Raw genomic sequence first — 21,474 nt, 5'->3', positions numbered from 1 at the left:
CTCTTCCCTGTCTATCAATGATTGGCGGTTGCCTGGGGCGCATCGAAACGGCTCTTGTACAAATCGTCGCCAAAACCCTGGGCCAGTTCCTCGAACTTGACCCGGGCGCTGCTGGCGAACGGCTGGCGGATACTCATCACCTCAGCCACGTCGATCTTTTCGTAGGCCGCGAGTAATTGCTGGGCCACGCCGTACATCTGTTGATTCTTGACTGAACATTGCTGCACTTGTGTGTCACGTTCGCTCAGTTGGGCCTGCAAGCGCGCACGCTCGGCCTCTTTGCCCTTGGCCAGCACCAGCAGTTCGTCATAGGCCTTCTTGAACTTGCCGATCTGCTCGTTGCTGGCCGCCACCTGGGCCTGCGCCTGGCTGTGCAGGCTCTGTTGCTGGCCGGCCATCTGCTCGGCCACGCCACGGGCCTTGTCCAGCTCGGCCGTCAGTTGCTTGATTTGCGCCTGGGCCTGCTTGGCCTGGTTTTCCGCAGCCAGGCGCGCAGCGCTGGCCTGGGCCTGCTCGCTTTGCAGGGCCTGCAATTGCTGGGTGGTGCTGCGCAGTTGCGTACGCAAGCGTTCCTCCATGCCTTCAGCCGACGCGCCGGTGGCGACCAGCAGCAGTAACAACCCGCAGATTCGCGTGTTCATGTGGCATCTCCCTGCGCATCAAAAGCGCGTGTTGAGTTCCAGTTGCATCACATCGACTTCGAACGGCGCGCCATACACTTCGGACGCGCTCAACCAACGCGCACTGGCGTAGATGTTCTTTTCGATGCCGTAGTTGGCGCCGATGAAGTAGCCCTTGGCGTTGGTGCCGCCCAAGTGGAACGAGGAATCGTTGAAGCCGTCGGGCAAGGCGTCGGGCTGGATGTACTTGTAGCCGGCCAGCACGTTCCAGTCGCCGCGCTTGCGCATCTCCAGCGCGCTGCCGAGGGTGAACGAGACCATCAGCGCATTGCCGCCACTTTCAAACTGGCCCTTGCTGTTGATGTTGTTGACGATCTCGCCCTCGCTGCGCTTGAGCATTTCGCCCTTGTCGTAGGCCAGGTTGTGGATGAAGTTGGCCTGGGAACGCAGTTTGAAATCGCTGGGCAACTCGCTGTCCAAGACCAGGTTGAGGTCCAGCACATTGAACTTGGACGCCAGGCCTACGAATTGCGGGTCCGGCGTTTTCGCCGGGTCGGCCGGGTTGGTGGTGTTGTTGCGCAGGTTGAACACCGTGTTGCCTTTTTGCATGAACGCCACCCGCGTGCCGTCGGTGTCGCAACCCGCAGCGCCGGCCCAGGGTGAGCAAGGGCTGGAGCGCTCGCCTTCGATGTCCTGGAATTGGTAATAGGCCGCGGCCAGCTTGAGGCGGTTGTCACGATTGATCTTCCAGTCCGCGCCAATCTGCCCGCCAAACAGCCACTTGGTCTCGCTGTCTTCCTTGTCGATGCCATTGGCGCTGGCGGTGTCGGAGGTGTATTCGATCGGGAAGGCGCCAAGCGTCCCGAACAAGCCCCATTCACTGTTGAGCGAATGGTTGAAGATGGCGGCCACGCCGTCGAAGTTGAGATCGTTGGAATACATCATGTCGGTGGAATAGAACGGGTTGCCGATACGCCCGGCGGTCAACTTCATGTAGTCGGTGGTGGTCCAGGTGAGGTAGCCCTGGTCCAGCCAGATATCTTTTTTGCCGAAGCCGCCGCCCAGGGTCTGGGTGGTGGACACAGGGTTATTGTCAGAGCCAGTGGCGATGCGGATACCAGCAATCCAGTCCGGCGAGAGCACCGCTTTCATGCCCAGGCGGGCACGCAGGCGGAACAGATTTTCACGGTCCTCGCGGGTGTTGAGCAAGGGCGGGAACTTGGTGTTGGAGTTCTTGTTCACGTCGTACGGGCCGGTGTCATTGACCTTGGCGAAGTCAGTGATGTTGTTGCTGTTGTTGCCCGAGAAGTAGCGCGATTCGTCGCGCAGACGGATGTCACCGTCAAAGCTGATGCGCGAGATCCAGTCCGGAAAAGTATTGGGCTGGGCCCAGTTTTCCTGCTTGGCGGTGGCCATGACCTCGGCCTTGACCTGGTCACGAATCTGATCCTTCACCGCCTGCGGCACATATTGCACCCGCACATCGCCGGGGGCTGCGGTCGGGCCTGCGGCCACCACCGGCGCGGCATTGGCCTGGCGCGCCTGCTGGGCTTCTTTTTCGGCCTGGGCGATCAGCCCGTTGGCGGTGTCCTGGGTCAGCACGCCCTGCTGCACCAGCAGGCGGATCAGGTTGATGGTGACGTTTTCCGAGGGCGCGACCGGGGCAGCTGCCGCCTGGCCGACCAGGGTCGCGATGACCATGCCGACCGCCAGGGTCAGGCGATTCACGGGGGAAATCATGTATACGCAACTCCTGTAAAAAACCGTAGATAAGAGGTTTCGATCAATCCGGACGCCGGCCCTTGAGGGACAGGCGCATGGGCAGCGTCAGCGACGCCGGTGGCTTCTGGGTGGCACGCGGCGCCTGGATCAAGGCGAGCATCTGCGCATCGGTCTCGGCATCGCCGCTGGACTTGGCCACCAACGCCTTGGTCACCTGGCCATCGGCGCCCAACCACAGGTCTATCTGTATGGAGAAGGCCTTCTTGCGCAGCTCAGGGTCTTCGCGCATCAACCGCTGATAGGTGCCGGCCAGGTACTGCTTGTACGTACCGGTTCCCAGCCCGCCGCCACCGCTGCCGGCCATACCGCCACCTTTACCGGCACCGATGTTGAAACCGTCATTGCCGGACTGGGCGTCGCCATCGATCTGCATCGGGTTGGCCAAATCCTCGTTAGGCGAAGGCGGCGCTTCCTCGGCCGGCTTGACCTCCTCGGGTTCGGGGCTCGGCACTGGTTCCGGGACTTTTTCTTCGACCTGGGGCTCGGGCTCCTTGGGTTTCTCCGGCGGCGGTGGAGGTGGCGGCGGCAACGGGATAATCGTCGGCACCTTCGGCGCTTCACGGCGCACGCCGCTCATGTCGTTGGCCCACTGCCACAAGAACCAGGCGGCGACGGCGCCCAGCAACAGGCCGGCGCCCCACTTCAATGGGCGCAACGGCGGCTTGTTTTTCACAGGCAGTGGTGCAATCGGGATCTGTGCAGTCATGACTCAACCCTGGCTCGGTTTGCCGGTGACCAGCCCGACCTGAGACAGCTCCAGCCGGCGCAGCAGGTCGAGCACTTCGATCACTTTCTGGTACTGCACCATCGCATCGCCGCGCACAATCACCGGGAAGTCCGGGTTCAGGGCTTTCTCGATGCGCAGGCGCTCTTCCAGCTCGCCGAGGGTCACCGGGTAGGCGTCGAGGAACACCTGGCCGCCGTCATTCACGGAGATGGCCTTGGTCTTGGCCTCCGACAACGACACCGAGGCGCTGGCCTTGGGCAGGTGAATCTGGATGCCCGACACCTGGGCGGTCGCGGTGAGGATAAACATCACCAGCACCACCATGAGCACGTCCACCAGGGGCGTGATGTTGATGCTGTCGACGGCCGCGTCATCGTCATCGTCGTGGGAGGCATTTACGGAAGCCATGGCGATTCTCCTCAGGCCGGAACCGATGCGTGATGTTCGCGGCGGTGCGCGGCTTCACTGTGCTGGCTCTCGCCGTGCATCTCCGCCAGGCGGGTGATGAACTCATCGACGAACACGCGCATGTCGGCACTGACTTCCTTGTTGCGCGTGATCAGCCGGTTGTAGCCAAACAGCGCCGGGATCGCCACGAACAGGCCCATGGCCGTCGCCAGCAGCGCCGCCGCCATGCCGGGGGCGATGGCGTTGATGTTCACGTCACCGGCCATCGCCGTGCCGAGGAACACCACCATGATCCCCAGCACCGTACCGAGCAGGCCGATGTACGGGCCGCCGGCGATGGCGTTGGACAGGGTCGAGAGTTTGGAACTGAGGGCCTGGTTCTCGCGGGTACGCACGCCATCCATGGAGCAGCGGATGGCTTCGATGGTGGCGGCCGACACCGACGAGGTGTCGGCGCCCTGGGCACGGCGGGTACGGATTTCCTTGACCGCCACCAGATACAGGCGCCACAGCGACGAATGGGCCAGGCGCTCACCCAACTGGGCGTCGTCGGCGTACATCTCCAGGCGGGTGCCGATCTGCGCGAAGTGCTCGCGGAAGATCTCGTTGGCACTGCTCACGCGGCTGACCTGGCGGTTCTTGCGCAGCATGATGACCCACGACTGGAACATCATCGCCACTAGCACCAGGATGATCACCCAGGCATCTACCGGTACGGCGTTGAGCAAAAAGCCCAGGCTACCGAAGCCAAAGCCGGACTGTTCTTCATCCACGCCGTAGGCCACCAGCTTCGACTCGGCGCCCTGGGCGCTGGCATCGGCCAGCAACAGTGCTGCCGGGCGTGCCACCTTGGACAGGCGCAGCTCATCGATGGCCCCGGCGAATGGCAAGTGGGTGCTGCCGGCTTCCGGCAGGTCGGCGCCGATGGCGATCTGAGCGTTGAACGCCGGCAAAGCCTGCGCCAGGGTCGCGGTTTCGCGGCCATTCACGTACAGCGTGACCTTGTCGCCCTCGGCGGTGAACGCCAGGTGCTGCCATTGGCCGGGGTTCAGCGGTTGGGTGGACACGGCGCGCTGGCCGTCGACTTCCACGAACGGCACGCCCTGGTTCAGGCCCAGCAACAGGCTATGGCCGCCGTCGCGACGGGCCAGCACCGCTTGCTCGCCGCTGGCCTGGTCCAGGCGCAACCAGGCGCTGAAGGTGAACGCGCCGCCCGCCGCGTGTTGCAGCGAGGGGCTGGCCGGCAACATCAGCGCTTGGCCGCTCAACTGCAAGGCACGGCCGATCACACCATCAATGCTCGCGCCGGTGGCGTTCAACGCGGTGTTGGCGTAGGCCGTGGTGTCCCGGGCCGGCGTGCCATTGGCCCCGTCAAAGTGGTAGAGCGCGGTGTAGTTCGGGTCGAAGGTCAGTTGCCCATTGGCCGTGGCCGGGGCCTTCTGGTTGCCGTAGTACATCCACAGGTCCTGGCGCTGACCGCCTTCGACCTTGGGCACATCGACCCAGATCAGCGCCATGCCCATCAGTGGGTCGAAGCTTTCGATCTGGTGGTTGAACACAGTCTTGTCGTCGGCACTCACAAACCGCAGGTCGGAACCGTCGTCCTTGACCCCGTCAAAAGTGAAGTTGCCGGTGTGCAGGCGCACCAGCAGCGCGGTGCGGCCCAGGGCCTGGCTGATCGCGGCGCCTTGGGCTGTGGTGTCCACCGAAATCTGTTTACGGTAGTGCCAGTCGTCCTGCCACCAGGCATGGGCGGTGGCCGGGAGCGCGAAGCCCAGGCAGATCAACAGGCTCAGGAATAGGCGTTGCATGGGTGGAGTCTCCGGAAGAAAAAGTCAGAAAGTCGCCTGCACACTGAAGTGCAGTCGCGAGTCCTGTTTCTGGGTGTTCGGTCCATCGAGCAGCGGGTAGCCCCAATCCAGGCTGCCGGACAACCATTTGCTCAAACTGGCGCGGGTGCCCAGGCCGACACTGGCCAGGCTGTATTCGTCTTCTTGCTCGGGCAGCGGGTCATGCAGGCGCATGCGCGCGCCCTCGGCGAACGCATAGAAGCGCCACTCCTGCACATAACTGCCGAGGAACTTGGCCAGGGACGGCGTGCGCAGCTCCTGGGAAAGCAAGTAGCCCTCATCCCCGGTGCGCTCCGCCGCCAGGTAACCACGCACCGAGGTAGCACCGCCGGCGGAATACTGTTCGTTGGAAACCAGCGGCCCCGACGCGAGCTGGAAACCGCCCTTGGTTGCCGACTGCCAATCATTGGCGAAGGTGTAGGTGTAATTGAGGTCGCCCTTGAGCACGGCGAAACTGGCGCTGGCCTTGTAGCGTTTGTAGTCGAACTCTTCGGCATCGCTGCCGTAGCCGAAGAACGCGCGAGTGCCGACGATCAGGTTCAAGCCGAGCCCCAGTTGGGATTGCTCGGTGTAGCGATAGCCGTTGTAGCCAAGGGTGAACGGTGCGTACTTGAGCGGCACCTGGTCGCTGCTGGAGCCGAATTTCATCTGCTCGTCGAAGTCCTTGAAGTCGACGCCGAACGAGAAGGAGTTGGCCCAATTGCCCGCCGCCGGCAGGCTGTAGATGGCCGACACGCCATAGGAATGGCCCTTGCCCAACACGTTGCTGCCGCCGATGGTGGCGATGTTGCTGTCGGACTGGTAACCGGAGAACTGCAAGGTCCAGCGCTCGTTCAATGGCGCGCTGTAGGAACCGGACCAGACCTTGGCGTTGTCGGTGTCCTGGGGCGCGGTGAAATAGGTCAGGGAAATGCTGTGGCCCAGTTGCCAGAGGTTGTCGTAACCCAGCGTGGCGACCGAACGCAGCTTCTCGGTGTCGGCGCTGTAGTCGTTGTTCAGGCCGAGGCTGGCGTGCCAGGGATTCTGGTCTTCCACCTGCAGATCCACATCCATCGTGCCCGGGCGCTGGCCTTCGCGCACCAGCGGCGTGACCTGGCGCCCGGCGCTGCGGTTGAGGCCAGCCAACTGGGTTTGCACCGTGGCAAAGTCCGGCACTGCGCCCTCCTCCAGGGCCGGCACCTGCTCGCGGATTTCCACCGGCGAATAGTGCTTGGCACCGACCACCCGTACGCGGCCAACCTTGGTTTCGCTCACTTGCAGGTAGACGATGCCGTCATCGACCTTCTGCTCCGGCAGCTCGACAAACACCGACTGGTAGCCACGCGACTGGTAGATCTTCTGCAATGCATCGCGGGCGCCTTCGATATCGCCCAGAGTCTTTTGCGGACCGAGGAACGGGTACACCGCCTCCTCGATCGTCGCCGCATCGAGCACGGTATTGCCGCGCACGAAGTACTCGTTGACGTCGACCTTGCGCGCCGCCGCCTCTTCCTCGGCCAACACCGGTTGCGCCAGGCTCCCCAGCGTCACGCAACACAGCGCCAGCGTTAATTTGAACAGATGCTCCACACCGCCCCCTGACTGTCTGATTGTTTGCACCGCCGCCGAATGCCCGGCGTACGGCCTGCTCAATTGCTGGTGATCGCGGTGTTGCCGTGGCGTGCCAGCCAGGTGTGCAACAGGGCGAAGTTCAAGGAGAACTCCGGCATGTGCAGCAAGGCGCCACAAAACACGTCACCGATGATTTTCTGGATGAGTTGCACCGCACGCGGGTTGTTCAGCAGCGTGGCGATGTCTCGCGTCAAGACATGAACGCTCCAGACCTTCTGGTTGAGGTCCAGGCCGACGAACCAGCGGAACAGCAGGTTGTAGTTGAGCTGTTCATGCAGTTGCTGCTCGCTGGGCACCGAATACAGCAGTTGCAGCAGCAGGATCTGCAGCACGGTCTGCGCAGGGATCGACATCGCGGGTTCGGCGGTGAGCCAGTCACGGTGCTGGTCGAGCACTTCATCGATCTGTGGGCGCAGCAATACCAGGGAATGGCCGGCCGGGATGTAGCTTGAGACTTCCTTGCGGGCGCCCTGCCAGTCGTCCTGGGAGACGATCCATACCCAGGGCGCGCCATAGCGATAGACCGACACCGGCTTCTTACGCGCTGCTTCGACGATCTTCGACAGGCGCTGGTCGAGCTCCTGCATGCCCACTTTCGAGTAACGTTCCATAGTTCCCATCGCCCCACTCCTGGCATCCTGCTTGCGGCTGAAAAGCTCACCTTTCTGGTGGGCTCAAGCGCGTTACACAGAGGAGACGGGAGTGGCCATGGGCTACCGAACTTTTGTCATGAAAGCTTCATTTTTGATTGGGTGGGGGGCATTTTTTTGGGGACATATCCGTTATTTAGGTAACGGCTACTTAGGGTTCCGCCCTTACGGCGGCTCACTTTTGAAAAGCGCAAAAGTAAGCAAAACGCTCTTGCCCCAACACTCGGCACCTCGCCTAGGCTCGGTGTGCCCGTAATCCGACAGGGATTTGGGGGGCCGCCGCCCCGCGCCATCCATGGCGCGGGGCGGCTAAACCGGCATCCCTGCCGGTTTACCCCCCAAATCCCTGCCGAATTCCGGCCAGCGTGTTTGACGGGGCGCCTAAGATCAAAATCAAAAGCCAGATCAAAAGCAGGCGGATATCTAACTGATGTATGGAGATCAAACTGTGGGAGGGGGCTTGCCCCCGATGGCGGTGTGTCAGCCAACTCATCAGTGACTGACCCACTGCCATCGGGGGCAAGCCCCCTCCCACACTTTGACCGAGTACCGGCCATACAATCCGGTCGGCTCTAAGGCCGCCGCGCTCTTGCTTTTGATCTGCGATCGCCCCGTCAAACACGCTGGCCGAACGCAGGCTTGAATCCGTGGGTAACCCGGCAGGACGCCGGGTTAGCCGCACTGGGCCATGGATGGCCCATTGCGGCGGCCCACGGATTCAAGCCGGAGTGAGGGCACACCGAGCCTAGGCGAGGTGCCGAGTGTTGGGGCGAAGGCCTTTTGCTTACTTTTGGGCCTTTCCAAAAGTGAGCCGCTGTAAGAGCGGAACCATAAGTAGCCGTTACCGAAGAAACGGATATGTACTCAACCCCGAGAACAAAACCCAACGCCCTGCAACGGCAACTCATAAGACTTCTTGACCGTCCGAACCACCAACGTAGAAGAATAAGTCCGAATCGGAATATCCCGATAAGTCTCCAGAAACCGATAGATATACTCGGTGTACTCCGCAGCATCCCGAAACTTCGCCACCATCACAAAATCAAACTCCGCGGTCATCAAGTAACAATCCTGAATCTGCGGATGAGCCGACAGGATGTGCTGCATCTTGCGGTCAATATCCTGGCTGTCCCTGTCCAGCTTGATCAGGAAAAACGCCGTCACTTGAATGCCCAATTTGCGTTCATCCAACACCGCTACCTTGGCCTTGATGATCCCTGCGCGCTCCATGCGGCGAATCCGCCGATAACAACGGGTGGCAGACAGCCCTGAAGCACTGAACCTGTACCCGGCGCAAAAAAAGGGGCGATCATTGATCGCCCCGAACGGTACATCGAGAGGTCCTTTCCACAGCCTTACAAACTGATCTGCTTGCGCTCCTCATCGGTCAGCCGCGCTCGCGCCTGTTCGCTCAGCGGCCCTGCGCCCAGCACCTGCACCGGGCTGTCGGGGTTGTAACCCGAGGTTTTCTGCGCCGGTGCAGGCTCTTGCGGCAACGGTTCGTTGCCCAGGCTCAACACTTCCACGGTCATGATCGACGGCCTGCCCTGCCTGGATGCCGCCTGCTGGCTGCGCGCCGCGTCTTCCGCGGCCTGGGACGCCGCCGCACCGGCCGCGCTGGCCGAACTCATCGCGCCGGTGTTGACACTGGCGGTCACCGGCACCCCGGACGATTTGCCCTGGGTCTGGATATTCGCCGCGTTCACCACGCGCAAGGCGGCGATATTGACGTTGCCGGACACCCGAATCCCCGCCTCGCCGGCATCGATGGTGCCCAGCGGCGCAATCAGGTCGATGTCCCCCGCCGGCACTTCAGGAATCGGGTTGAGCGTGGCGATCCCCGCACCGGTACTCGGCACCGACGGCGACAGGCCGACGTTGCCCCAGTTGTCATACACACGCTTGGGCGGCGTATACACCACAGTGGTCTTGGAGCCGCGCCCGGCGTTGATGTCGCCTTCGCTGGTCCAGCCCATGATCGAGCCGCCGAAGGTGGTCATGATGCGACTCTGGCCCAGCAGGATGCTGCCCAGGGAATACAGCTGGATATCCCCCGCGCCCTGGGTGATCACCCCCGCCGTGGACGGTGGTGCCGCGCCTTCGATACCGAAGGTCTGGCTGCCGCCCGGCGTGAGCATCTGGATCGAACCGCCGAAGTTGGTGTGTACCCCCGCGCCGCCGAAAAGGGTGATGTCGCCTTTGTAGGTGATCGGGTTGCCAGCTACGTCCTTGGCCGGAAACAGCGCGGCGATGGCCGCACGACCACGCAGGTAACTGCCCTGGCGCACACTGCCGTCCTGGTTGTACTCACGGCCGGCGGCCTTGAGTTCGGCGAAGTACAGGTTGCGGGCAAACATACGTTGTTGCTCGTCAGGCAAGGCGGCGTAGTAGGCGCGGGCCTGATCGGTATCACCGACAAACCCGAAGCGCTCGGCGAGCCAGCCGACCAGTTCTTTTTCGTAGGTCTTGGCCACCTTGCTGCCCTGCAACGACTCACCGGGTTGCGCCAGGTTCGCAGGGTCCAGGTAGGCCTCGACGAAACGACGGTAATCCGGGCCGTCGGGGCCGACGCCAGCTTGCATGACAATGCTCGCGCCGGGGCGGTTATCGCCCGAGGCTACGGGGCCGAGGCTGGTGACACTGACTTTGTCGTCCATCTGGATATTGCGCCCGGCCGTCAGCTCCAACGCGCCCGGCCCGGCGACCTGGAAGTTGCTGTAGAGGATGTCGCGCCCGGCAGACACGATGGAGATATCGGTGGGGCTGTTATGGACAAACAGGTTGCCCATGGACGTTTCTCTCTGGTAACCGCTGATTCGGTCAAACAGGCTGCCACTGCTGACAATATCCCGGCCTGCCATCATCCACACGGCACCACCGCCCTCGTACCAGGTCTGCCCTTGATGCAGATCGCCGGGGTTGACCCCAAACGAGATGATCCGCCCACTGCTGACACCCACCAGGTCACCGGTCAATGCGTAGAAACGCGCAGCGGAGGCCGGAGCATAACCGCTGGTCGACGCGCTGGCGGAACCAAACACAAACAGTGGTAGAAGCGGGACGTTGTCGGAACTGCCGTTTGGCGAGAGGTTGCTGGCGACAGGCTTGATGTCGGTACCGAGCCTACCGACAAATGCCGGTTGCCAAGGCGTGGCCATGATCGCTGGATCAGCTGCCGATTGGCTCACGAGCGTGCCGCCGGCATAGATCGAATCATGGGCAAGCAACTGCAACTGGCCGTTCACGCCCGGAGCAAGCAACAACGGAAACTTGTAATCGTTGTCGGTCAAGGAAGAGCTACCCGCCTTGCCGTAGTACAGGCTGCCGCTGGCGGCCGTCGCACGCAGGATCGACGGATAGACCACCGCCAGGTCAGAGGCCAGCCCCGTGGAATTGGGCGACAGGTTGCCGCCGGCAGAAAACAGGTCGATCGCCGTTTGCCCGGTCCACAGCGAGAACCAACTGGTGCCTGGACCGTGCTCCTGCCCCCGGACAAATGACGAACTGTTGGGCAGCAACACCCGGCCGGGGTCGATCACGCTCTGCAACGCCAGGTCGCCCAAGGTCGCCAGGCTGAACGTCGCATCACCCGGCACCAGCACCATGCCGCCGCGCGTCAGCCCCCGGGTGGCCTGCAACGCGTCGAACGCCCGCACTTCACCCGGGCTGTGGTCGGTATTGGCAATGCCATACTGCAACTCTATCCGGCCCGAGGCGCCGCCCAGCAGTTGAGCGTTACCGCGCAGGTCCACCAGTGTGCCGTTCAAGCTGCTGCTATCAAGCTGGCTTTCAGGGTTAAGCGCCCCGCCGATATGCACCCGCAGGTCCCCACCACCGGTGAGTTGCAGGCTGCCATCACTGGCCACCCGCCCGGTGCTGCCGACCGCCAGCACCAAGCCCTGGCTGCGTGGGTTGGCATTGGCCGCCATGGCATTGCCGGCCAGCGAGCGAAGCATCCCGGCGTCACCGCCTACCCGCACATCCACATCGCCGCCGCCCAAGGTGCCGAAACCGGTAAAGCCCACCAGTTGGTCAGCTGTGGCGGTCGCGGTGTAACTGCCGAAATTGATCCACCAGGCCGTAGGCTGCGCTGCCCCGCCCGTATCGACAGTGCCGCTGCCCTGGCGCCACAACCAGTTGCCGACACTGGCCGAATCGAAGCCGGTATCCAGAGGGTTTGGCCGACCAGGCGCGGAAGCGGTGACGTTGAGGATATTGCCTGTCAGGTTGCCACCCACCTTCACGTTCAGGTTGCCGCCCGCTTGCGGATACCAGGCGCGGTACAGGCTGGTGGGGCTGGCGTTGACGAATTGCTCGAAATAGCTGCCCTCGTCGTTCAGCACGGTCTTGCCCCGGCCTTTGGACTTGGGCTGGTTGTACGGGTCGCCCGCGAAGGTGGCGGCAGACGACGTGCCGGCGGTGTACACCCCGTACAGCGAGTCCATGCTCAGGTTGCCGGCGCTCAACAACTCCAGATCGCCGGTGCCTGTGCGGATCACACTGAAGCGCGTCGCGGCGGGGCTTGCACCGAACTCCTTGACCGATTGGGAAAGGCAGTAAGCGGGGTTATCCGCACAGAACTGCGTGGTGGTGGTGTTGAATTGCGCCAGGAATGCATCGGTAATCGGCGCGCCTTCCGTCAGGCCGTACTCGGCCAGGTCCGCCACCGCCTGGGCGGTCCAGACAAACGATGGCTTCACCGCGCAGTATTCCGGCGAACCCGCACAGAAATCGGCGATCGGACCGCCGCCCAACTCATCGAGCAGCGACTGTTCGATCGGGTCACCCACCTTGACGTCCTTGCCCAGGCTCGCCAGCAGCTCGACCCCGGCCGCAGACCACGTTTGCACGACCTGGGATGGCAGCTCCTTGGCGAACATTCCGTAGTGACTGTCCGCCAGGCGCAGGTCACCGGTTGTGGGATGAGGTTGCAACAGACGACTGTCGGCCGCCTCGGTGTCGGCGCCCGCCACCAGCCGCAGCGACCACGACTGCGAACCCTCGGCCAGCATCGGTGCAATGGCCCAGTTCCGACCCTGGCGCCCCGCCACTTCGGGACGCAGCTCAACCGATGTCGCATCGTTGAGCAACTTGACGTTGGTACCGGAAGGAATCAGTGCACCCTTGGGCAACAGCAAATCGCGGGCCAGGGTCACCACGTTCTGGGTGGGGCCGAGCGCCTGGAAATTCTGCGGCAGCGGCACGCCCTTGGGCCAGGTCATCGCCTTCAACAACGTGTTCTGGGTCAACAGACTGCCGGCGTCCAGCTGTGACCCGCTGACCAGGGTCTGCGCCTGGCTCAGCAAGGTGCCTGCGGCAAACAGCACGTTGCCCGCGCTGTCGAATACCGCCGCCGCCAGCACGGTGCCGGCTGGCAGCACCAGGTCCTGCCTGAGGGTGGCGCGCACCGGCAAACGGGTGCCCGCGCTCACGCCGATGTCGGCGATCGGCAGGTCGTAGTTGAGTACCACACCCGCCGGGAAGGCCGTGCCGCTTGCCAGGCTTACGCCCTGCCCCGGCACCACGATATCGCCACCGGTGAAGTCAACCCCCGGCAACAGCACCCAGCCCTTGTCGTCCACCGTCTCCGGCGGCAGCGCAAAGCCATCGTTGATACTGCCGTAGATGCTCAGGTCGCCCCCCGCGCGCAAGGTCAGGCTGCCGGCCTCGGTCTTTTCATGGGTCGGCGACTTGAGGCTGGCGTAGCGATAGCCGGACAAGTCCAGGTCACCCTGCACCACCAGGTCGCCGTCTGGCGTCTTGCTGACGATTTCCACACCGGGACGCAGGTGGAAGGTGTCGCCGTAGGTGTCGTTGTTCAAGCCGGCGAGCTTGTTTTGCAGCAGGTTGTTGTTGAGCAGTGCCGCGTTGATAAAGTCCGTGCTCAGTCTATGTTTGTCGTTCAGATAATCCTGGGTGATTTGCTGGTACGGTCTGCCGCTGGCGGTTGGATCGTTTTTCTCGGGTGCATCGTCATAGGTGGCCATGCCATTGAGGGTGATCGCGCGAGCACCTTGAATGTCCACGCGGCCGTGGGCGTCGATGTCGATGTCGTTGATGACGCCGCCGGCCCCGGCCAGGCGCGGTGCGTTGAGTTCCAGGGTGCCGCGATTGCGCCCATCGTTGCCGCGGATGGCTGCGGTGCCGTGGCGCAGGTCGATGCGCGCGCCTTCGGCCAGGGTCAACACGCCGTTACCGGAACTCAGCGCCACCATGGCCCGGTTCGGCGAATCGATGATCTTGCCGTAGCTGTCCACCCGCAACTTGCTGCCGTGGGCATCCAGCACCGCACTGCCCGCGAGGGTCAGGCCGTTCTTGCCGGCCAGGCTGATACTGCCGACGCGTTCGCCGCTGGCGTCCACCAGGCCAGTGACCCGCAGGCTGCCGTTGTCCACCGAGACGTTGATGATGCCCGCCTTGAGCCCCTCGCCAATGGTCAGGTCGCCCTGCTTGAGCTGGAAGCTGCGCGCACCGAACACCTGGCCGGCATTGAGACGCTGGTTGAGGTCGGCAAACTGTTGGTCCAGCGAACCATTGCCGCCCAGGCGTTGTGCCTGGATTTCCACGCTGCCCGCCGTATAAGGCATCAAGGTCCCGCCGGCGTCGTAGTAGCCGGTGCTGCTGCCGAGAATGCGGCCTTGCAGGTCGACCATACCGCCTGCCGCATCAACGGCAACCGCACGCAGTTTGCCGGCCTGGTTATGTTTGGCCGACAGATCGATGGTCGAACCCGCCGCTTGCAAAACATTGCCGCTGCGGCTGTCGAGCAGTACCTCGCCCCCCCAGCCGTATTGAGTGAGGTCGTTGAAGACCACCGAGCGTCCGGCGACGTCGATCAATGCACCGTCCGTGAGTACCACGTCGCCCCGTGCGCCGAGCTTGACCTTGCCGCTGGGCAATACCACGGCGCTGGCTACTCGCACGCTGTCGCCTTGCAGGGACAGCTCGGCGCCCATGCCATTGGCGGTCCCCCGCGCACCGGCGGAGGCAGCGACATCAATGGCGCCGCCGGCGGTGATACGGTTGACCGAGCCGGCTTCACCGGTCATCAGCGGGGTGAGGATATTGAGGTTGCCGCCGCTGTACTGGAAGCCCTTGACCGGGTCGTAGCCGGTCAGGTTCCGGTACACCGACAAGCTGCCCTTGTAGTTGGCCGTGACGCGGTCACTGGCATTCAGGTTGACGTTGGCAAAGCCCAGGGCCAGGCGGTCGAAAGTCTTGGTGGTGCTGGGCTGGGCAAAGGCGCCGTAGCCGAACTCGATGCGCTCGGCATTGATATCCAGGCGCCCACTGCCGGTGCCGGCACCGCCGGCAACCACAGCGCCGGGAGGCGCCTCGGCGCCCTGCCAGATCAGGTTGGCGGTGTGAATTGTCGCCACGTCGTTGGCATTGCCGGCGCCGTAGATCGCCGGCGTGGACAGCAACAAGTTGTTCAGCAGCGACTTGCCGGTCTGTGCATCATACGTGTCCAGCGTCGTGGTGCCGTAGAAGTTGAACGCCTGGGCCGCGGACAATTGCAGGGTTTCCAGGGCCGGTGCGCCAGACTGGGTATCACCGCGCAGCAAGCGGTTGATCACCTGCTGGTTGAGGGTCAAGCCCGCCGGCAACACGTTGCGTGCGGCGGCATCGGCCAGGGCCTCGACGCTGCCGACGTTGATGTTGCTCAAGGCCAGTGCGAGGTGGCGAGTGCCGTAGCGCACCTGGTCATTCAGCTCCAGGGCCTGGGTGGTCGAGATCACGATACTGCCTTCGGAATACAACGCAGTCTGCCCACTGCACGGGCTCGCGGTGCAGGCACCGATCCGGATACCGCCGCCCCTGCCGGCCGTTTCCGGATACGGCAGCACATTGATCAAGCCGTTGGAGACCACGAGCATGTTGGGCGCGCTGCTGTAGACAAAGCCATCGCGTGAATCATAAGACGCCGCGCCCTGGCCCAGGGTATTGATGGAGGCGCCTTGCTCAACCACGATATCGCCATTGCGCGAAACCATCATCACTTCCGGCGCCACCAGGTTCGCGCCTGAACGCAGGGTGATGGTCCCGGCCATGCTGGTGGCAAATCCGACGTTGTTGCCACTCTGCCCATACAGCACCATCGACAAACCGCCCACCAGCAAACGCTTGGCACCCATGGCGTTGAGACTTTGCGCATCCACCGTCACACCGCTGAACGCTTCGGTCAACGGGCTGTTGGCGTCGACAATCTGTATTGCGCCGTTCGGCACCCTGCTGGTGACCGCAACCGTGCCGCCATAGCCACCCGGGGCTGCTTCGAACCGGCCAATGCCCTTGAACGAAAAGGTGTCACTGCCGCCGCCGGCATCCAGGGCCAGCTTGAGCGTTTTGGCGTCCACCGGCATCAGCGCCCGTGGCACACCGAGCCTGGCCGCATCCGCGACGGCGAATTGGGCATAACTCATTTCGTTGTACTGGGAATAACGGCGCAAGGTATCGGCCGACGTGATGATCACTTGGCTGGCCTGGCTGTTACGGATCCCGGTGTTGATGATCGACAGCTGCCCGGCGGTGGACCATGAGCCGTTGCGCATCGCAATGACACCGGCACCGCTGCCGGCCCCCGCCAGGCCATTGATCTCGACCCGGAAGGCGCCGGGCATCAGGGCATAGGTGGACGGCATCAAGGTATAGGTGCCGGCCGGCAGCCCCGGCACACCGGCGCCGATGGTGATCTGCTGGCCGGCCAAAGGTGCTGTCGCACCGCCCTCGGCGGCCACCGGCGCATACCCCGGCTGCGCGCCCGGCACGATGGCGTACACCGGGTTGGTGCTCAACCCCGGCAGTACAAACCCGCCGTTGACGCCGAACTGCACCAGTGGGTTATAGCGCGCATCCGTAGAGCCGCCACGACCGGAAATAAACCCGGCCCCCAGCAGCTCACCGCCGCCGGACAAATCCAGGGTAGCGTCGGGCAGTACCGCCACCGACGTGCCGCCCAGGATCACGCCGACCGTCAGGTCGCCGTTGCCATTGCGCACGCCGCCCTGGCCGATGAAGTTCACGGTTTTGCCGTTGTAACGGTAGACCTGGCCGTCCACGGTTCCGCCGTACGGCAGCACCAGCCCCTTGCCGCTCACGGACGTCAGGCTGCCGGGCAGCAGTTCGACACGGGTGCTGCCTTGGTTGCCGATTTCGATCAGGCCCAACGGGGCCTGGAGCACGCCGCCCTGCTTGATGGTCGCGGCGCCCAATTGCAGGCGACCGAAAACCGAATACGGGGCGACCACGCTGGCGTCGCCGTTTTTTTCCAGGGTAAGGGTACGCGCGGGGTCGAACACTAAACCGGTGGCCGTGCTGCCGGTCATGCCCACCAGCACCTGCGCGGCGATTTCGCTGCCGGGGTAGATACGTGAGGCGCGCAAGGTCAGATCACCGCCTGACTGCAAGACCGTACTGAAGCCATTGGGGGTGACGCCGCCATCGCGTCCGGCGAGAAGACGCAGATCGCCACGGCTGTTGAGGTTGACCCGATCAAAGCCCTGGTTGAGGGCAAACGTGACTTTGTCGCGAATATCCAGCAGATCGCTGTCAACCTTGAACCGGCCCTGCCCCGGAACGGTCGACACCGGGTCACCCAGGTACGGCGTGATGTAGCTCTCCATGCCGGTCCGGTCTGGCGCGAGCATGCCGCTGAGTACCACATGGGGCGCGGCAAGATGGGCCTGGGCCGTCACGGGCGCGTTCTTCGCCAACCCTATGCCTTGTGAGTACACCTGCAGGCTCTGGCCCATGTTCAGCGAAACGTCACCCGCCATGTTCAGCGCGCCATTGACCAACAGCGCCAGGCTATCAAAACCGCCCGCCGTCACCTGGTCGACGCCAAGGCGGGCATGACCGTAGGTCAACGCATCGGCCGCCGCTTCGGCACTGCCTGGCAGCGCTTGCGCCTGGTGCTGCTGGCTCAGGACCAGCTCGCGCACCGGTAACACTCGGTTGGTGGCCAGGCTGCGCAGGTAGTACGGTGCCTCCAGCGCCAATGCCAGGCGCCCGCCGGCCGCACCGGCACCGCCTGCATTAGCCTTGAAGCTGCCATCCAGGTACAGGCCGTTGCTGGACGCAAAAGCGAGGGTGCCACCGTTGCTCGCCACCGTCGTGCGACCCTGGCCTAGCACATCCAGCGCCGCCTGGGTGCCGGAAGCATCCAGGCGCGCGCCCTCGCGCACGACCACGAACAGGTTGCTGGTCTTGGCAACCCCGGTGGTGGGGTCAATGTCGCCCCCTACCGTGATCGTCCCGCCGTTGCGCACCTGGCCATAAATGCCGCCGCGATTGTCCACGGCCGTCACGGCACGGCCAGCCACATCGATCAGCGCGTGTTCGCCGATCCAGATCGAACGCCCATGGCCGATCGCCTCGACTTTTTCCGAGTCTGCCGTGGTCAAGCCCTTGAGGCTGACGCTGCCGCCCCACGCGTTGAGCGTGCCGTCCAGGGTGAGCTGGCCAATGCTCTGCAGGTTGATCGCCTGGCCGGGGTCGACGTTGATCACCGCCCCCTGGCCCACGGTCAGTGCCGTCGTCGCCATCTGCGCGGCCGTCGACAGGGTATGGCCGGCGCTCAGGCTCAGGCTGGCGCCCCGGCGCTGGGTCAGCACGCCTTTGGTGGCGTCCTCCTGGTACAGCGGCGGGGTCCAGCGTTCGAGGGCACTTGCCGCATCACTGCCGGTCGGCGCGCCGGTGGCCTGCTCACCCACATGGTAGACCGGCATGTTCACATCGACCTGGGTACCGTCCGCGACGATCAGCCCTTCATTACCGGTGATGTCATACGCCGAGAACCCCTTGTTGAAAAAGTCGCCGCCCAATTGCAAGGTGTCGGCATCTGCCGCACCTGTGCCGATCAATACCTTGTGCGCCTGCAACGCCAGGGTGCCACCGCCGTTGACGCCATAGCCACGCACCTCGCCGCCCAGGCCGAGGCTGCCGAGGCCGCCGAGCTTCACGTCGCCGCCCTTGCCACCGCTGAGCTTGCCGTCTTCGCCAACCGTAGCGCCCGAGGACACATCCACCAGGCTACCGGCGGCGAGGTTGACCACGTTGGTGCTGCGCAGCGACACCTTGCCGCCATTGATATACGCCACACCTTCGCGGTTGGCGGGATCCAGCGCGAGGTTATTCCAGCGTCCGCCGGCCTCCAGCCTGACCCCGGAGGCCACGTCAAGCCGCCCGCCGCCCGCCAGGATCACATCCCCCACCGCGTTGCCTTTGTCGCGGTCAACCTGGGTGAGAATGTTGCCAGCATTGATACTGCCGCCATGGGCCGTGAGGTTGGCGTTGATGGCGACACCCGGCCCGAACAGGGTGATGTCGCCGCCATCGGCCACTTTCAGCGCGCCGTTGACGGCGATCTGCTGCTTGGCGCCGACCTTGATCGCCCCCAGCTTGAAGCCGTTGAGCTGGTCACTGTCGAGTACCAACTTGCCTTGGCGGTCCGCCGGCAATGCGGCAGTGAGGTCGAGGCCGTCTGCGATTTTCTGCGTGTTGCTGTCGATCAGCACCTGGTCGGCGGTACCACTGAGGGCGTAGCGCAGGGTGCCGGTGGCCTTGTTGTAGATCGGAATGTATTGGCCAATGATCAACTGCGCACGCTGGGCCTTGGCCTTCTGGGACTGCTGGTAACCGTCCAGGTTGATAGTCGGCGCCTGGGTCTGGCGATCGCCCTGGAACACATCGCTGACCACCTGGCCTTCGAGCACCGCGCTGCTCGTGCCGATGACCAGCTTGCCGGCATCGCGGCCCACGGTGTAGCCGTTCTCGTAGCGGCGTTGCGTGGCGATCATCGGGTTGTAGTAGTAGTCGGTCTGGCCCCAGCGCGTGCTGGTGTCTTCATAACCTTTGTAGAGACCCGAATAGAGAATATCGCCTGGTGCCGTGGACAGTTCGTACAGCCGCCCATCTGGCCCCTTGAGCCAGGTCTGGCGCACATACCCGGCCTGCACATCCACGGTGCCGCCGGACAGGTTGATCTGCGCGCCCTGTTGGGTCACCGCCTCCTTGCCGGTAAAGGTCACGGTGCCGCCCTGGGCCATCCATTCGCCCACCGAATGACCCTGTGTGCCGAGGTAACCGCCGACTTCAAGCAAGCCACCCGCGGTGTACCAGCGGTCTGTCGCATAACCATTGGTGCCTGCCGGCACGAAGACCAGTTCACGCAAGTCGACCCAGACATCATTGTTGATCAGTTGCCCGCCATCGCGGTTGACCGGTGCATCACGCTGCTCGTTGCCCTGCACGTTGATCTTGATGTTATTGGCGTCCATCGACACCTTGACGCCAATGGCACCCGACACGTCGATCATCGCGCCATCGCGCACCAGGCTGCGACCGGTGGCGCTGACCGCGACCTGACCGCCGGTGGCCAGGGTGATCGAGCCTTTCTGGAAGTCCACGGTGCCGCCGCTGACGATTTCGATACGCGACTGGTCGGTACGGTCGGCCAGCGCGCTGAGGTTGTTGAACTGGCCTGTGATCAGGTTGGCGGCCAGGCCATCGAATTTTTCCAGGCCGGCCCCCTTCTGGCTGTTGAGGGCTGTGCTGCCGCTGGCGTCCAGCAAGATCGCGGTGGTGCTGCCCTCGCCCAGGGTCACGCTGCCGGTTTGATCGGTTGCCGAGTTCAGCAGATGGATCGTGCCGCGCGTGTCCACCGAGGTACTGGCCAGGGCTACGCCGTTCTGTTGCACCTGATGACCCGTGAGGGTGATGTCGCCGGTGGAGGCCATGATCAGCCCCTCGTTGGTGACCTTGCCGGCCGTGCTGCCGGCCTTGAGGCTGGTAGCGACTTCATTGCCACGGGTGGTGGACCGATCATTGCCGGCAGTCCCGACGCCCTTGCGGATGTAAAAGCTGTCACCGGCTGCCAGCGTGGTCTGGCCTTTGGCGGTGATGAGGGTACCGGCGTTTTCCACTTCCGAACCGAGCAGCAACGCATAACCACCGGCGTCGGTGGAGGTCGCGGCCTTATGGGTCTGGATCAACGCACCGCGCTGCACCTGGACCTTGCCCGCCGCATCGGTGAAGGTCGGCTGGGTGCCATTGGCATCCACATAGATACCGCGCTGGGTGAACTGTTCATCGGTGATGTTCGCCGCCGCGGCCACCAGGTTGCGCACATTGACCTGGCTGGTACCGCTGAACACCACACCGTTGCGGTTGACGATCATCACGGTGCCGGCGCCCTTGATCTGCCCCTGGATCTCGCTGGGGCGTGATTCGGGATCATTGACACGGTTGAGCACGGCCCAATTGGACTGTTGCTGGAAATCCACGGTGGTGTTGCGCCCGACGTTGAAGGTCTCCCAGTTGAGGATCGCCTTGTCGGCGGTCTGCTCGATGGCCACGGTGGTCTGGCCGCCGGACTGGCTCTGGGTCGGGTTCTTGGCGTTGATCCAGCCCTGGGTCAGGCTGTTATCGACCTGCAGGCCGCCCTTGCCCAAGCCATCGGGAATGGTCGAGACCTGGCCCAACGCCGCTTGGCGCCCAGCCGCCTGCGCCGCCTGCTGCGCGGCAATGGCTGCGACACTGGTGTTCAGCGTGCTGATGGAACGCGCCAACTGCTGGTTGACCCGGGCCTGTTCGTTCAGCGACGGAATCCCCGGTACCTGACCTGCGCTGATCCGTGCCGCCGTCACCGCCTGGGTCGCGCCTTTGTCGGCAAACCAGCTGGAACTGAACGCCGTGGCCGCCTGGGCATTGCCTGCCACCATCAACAACGCGATGGCGTGGGCCAATGGCTTCAGGCGCAGGATAGTCTCTGGGGCTTTCAGGTTAACCGGTGATTTGCAGCGGACCATCTGGAGTCTTCCTTCTTT

The 21,474-nt window shown here is 63.7% G+C and carries 8 protein-coding genes and 1 pseudogene; all 9 read right to left on the bottom strand.

Annotated elements, in window-relative coordinates; genetic code table 11:
* Window positions 1-14: 14 nt before the first annotated feature.
* Window positions 15-641: a DNA repair protein gene (locus BLR69_RS02925; protein ID WP_071495333.1), complete on the bottom strand. Its 627-nt coding sequence runs from the start codon at window positions 639-641 to the stop codon at window positions 15-17.
* 18 nt (window positions 642-659) lie between these two features.
* A complete protein-coding gene (locus BLR69_RS02920; protein ID WP_071495334.1) occupies window positions 660-2,360 on the bottom strand; it encodes a putative porin in 1,701 nt (566 codons plus the stop codon).
* Between the two features lie 43 nt (window positions 2,361-2,403).
* Window positions 2,404-3,108 carry an energy transducer TonB family protein gene (locus BLR69_RS02915; protein ID WP_071495335.1) on the bottom strand — a complete coding sequence of 235 codons (705 nt, stop codon included), beginning with the start codon at window positions 3,106-3,108 and terminating at the stop codon, window positions 2,404-2,406.
* Between the two features lie 3 nt (window positions 3,109-3,111).
* Window positions 3,112-3,537, bottom strand: coding sequence for an ExbD/TolR family protein (locus BLR69_RS02910; RefSeq protein WP_010211136.1), 426 nt, complete (start codon window positions 3,535-3,537; stop codon window positions 3,112-3,114).
* Window positions 3,538-3,548: 11 nt separating this feature from the next.
* A complete protein-coding gene (locus BLR69_RS02905) occupies window positions 3,549-5,348 on the bottom strand; it encodes a DUF2341 domain-containing protein (protein WP_071495336.1) in 1,800 nt (599 codons plus the stop codon).
* A 24-nt stretch (window positions 5,349-5,372) separates the two neighbouring features.
* Complete coding sequence (locus BLR69_RS02900; RefSeq protein ID WP_071495337.1) at window positions 5,373-6,956, bottom strand: ShlB/FhaC/HecB family hemolysin secretion/activation protein; 1,584 nt, start codon at window positions 6,954-6,956, stop codon at window positions 5,373-5,375.
* Window positions 6,957-7,015: 59 nt separating this feature from the next.
* Complete coding sequence (locus BLR69_RS02895; RefSeq protein WP_071495338.1) at window positions 7,016-7,609, bottom strand: transposase; 594 nt, start codon at window positions 7,607-7,609, stop codon at window positions 7,016-7,018.
* A 903-nt stretch (window positions 7,610-8,512) separates the two neighbouring features.
* Window positions 8,513-8,917, bottom strand: a pseudogene (locus BLR69_RS02885) (Lrp/AsnC family transcriptional regulator); the annotation flags it as partial.
* An 86-nt stretch (window positions 8,918-9,003) separates the two neighbouring features.
* The gene (locus BLR69_RS02880; protein WP_071495346.1) at window positions 9,004-21,456 is read right to left on the bottom strand and encodes a filamentous haemagglutinin family protein; all 12,453 of its coding nucleotides are present in this window, start codon (window positions 21,454-21,456) and stop codon (window positions 9,004-9,006) included.
* Window positions 21,457-21,474: the final 18 nt, after the last annotated feature.

Source organism: Pseudomonas azotoformans (genome assembly GCF_900103345.1).
Lineage (GTDB): Bacteria > Pseudomonadota > Gammaproteobacteria > Pseudomonadales > Pseudomonadaceae > Aquipseudomonas > Aquipseudomonas azotoformans.
The sequence above is the reverse complement of the archived record's forward strand: the minus strand, read 5'-3'. Positions and strand labels throughout refer to the sequence as shown.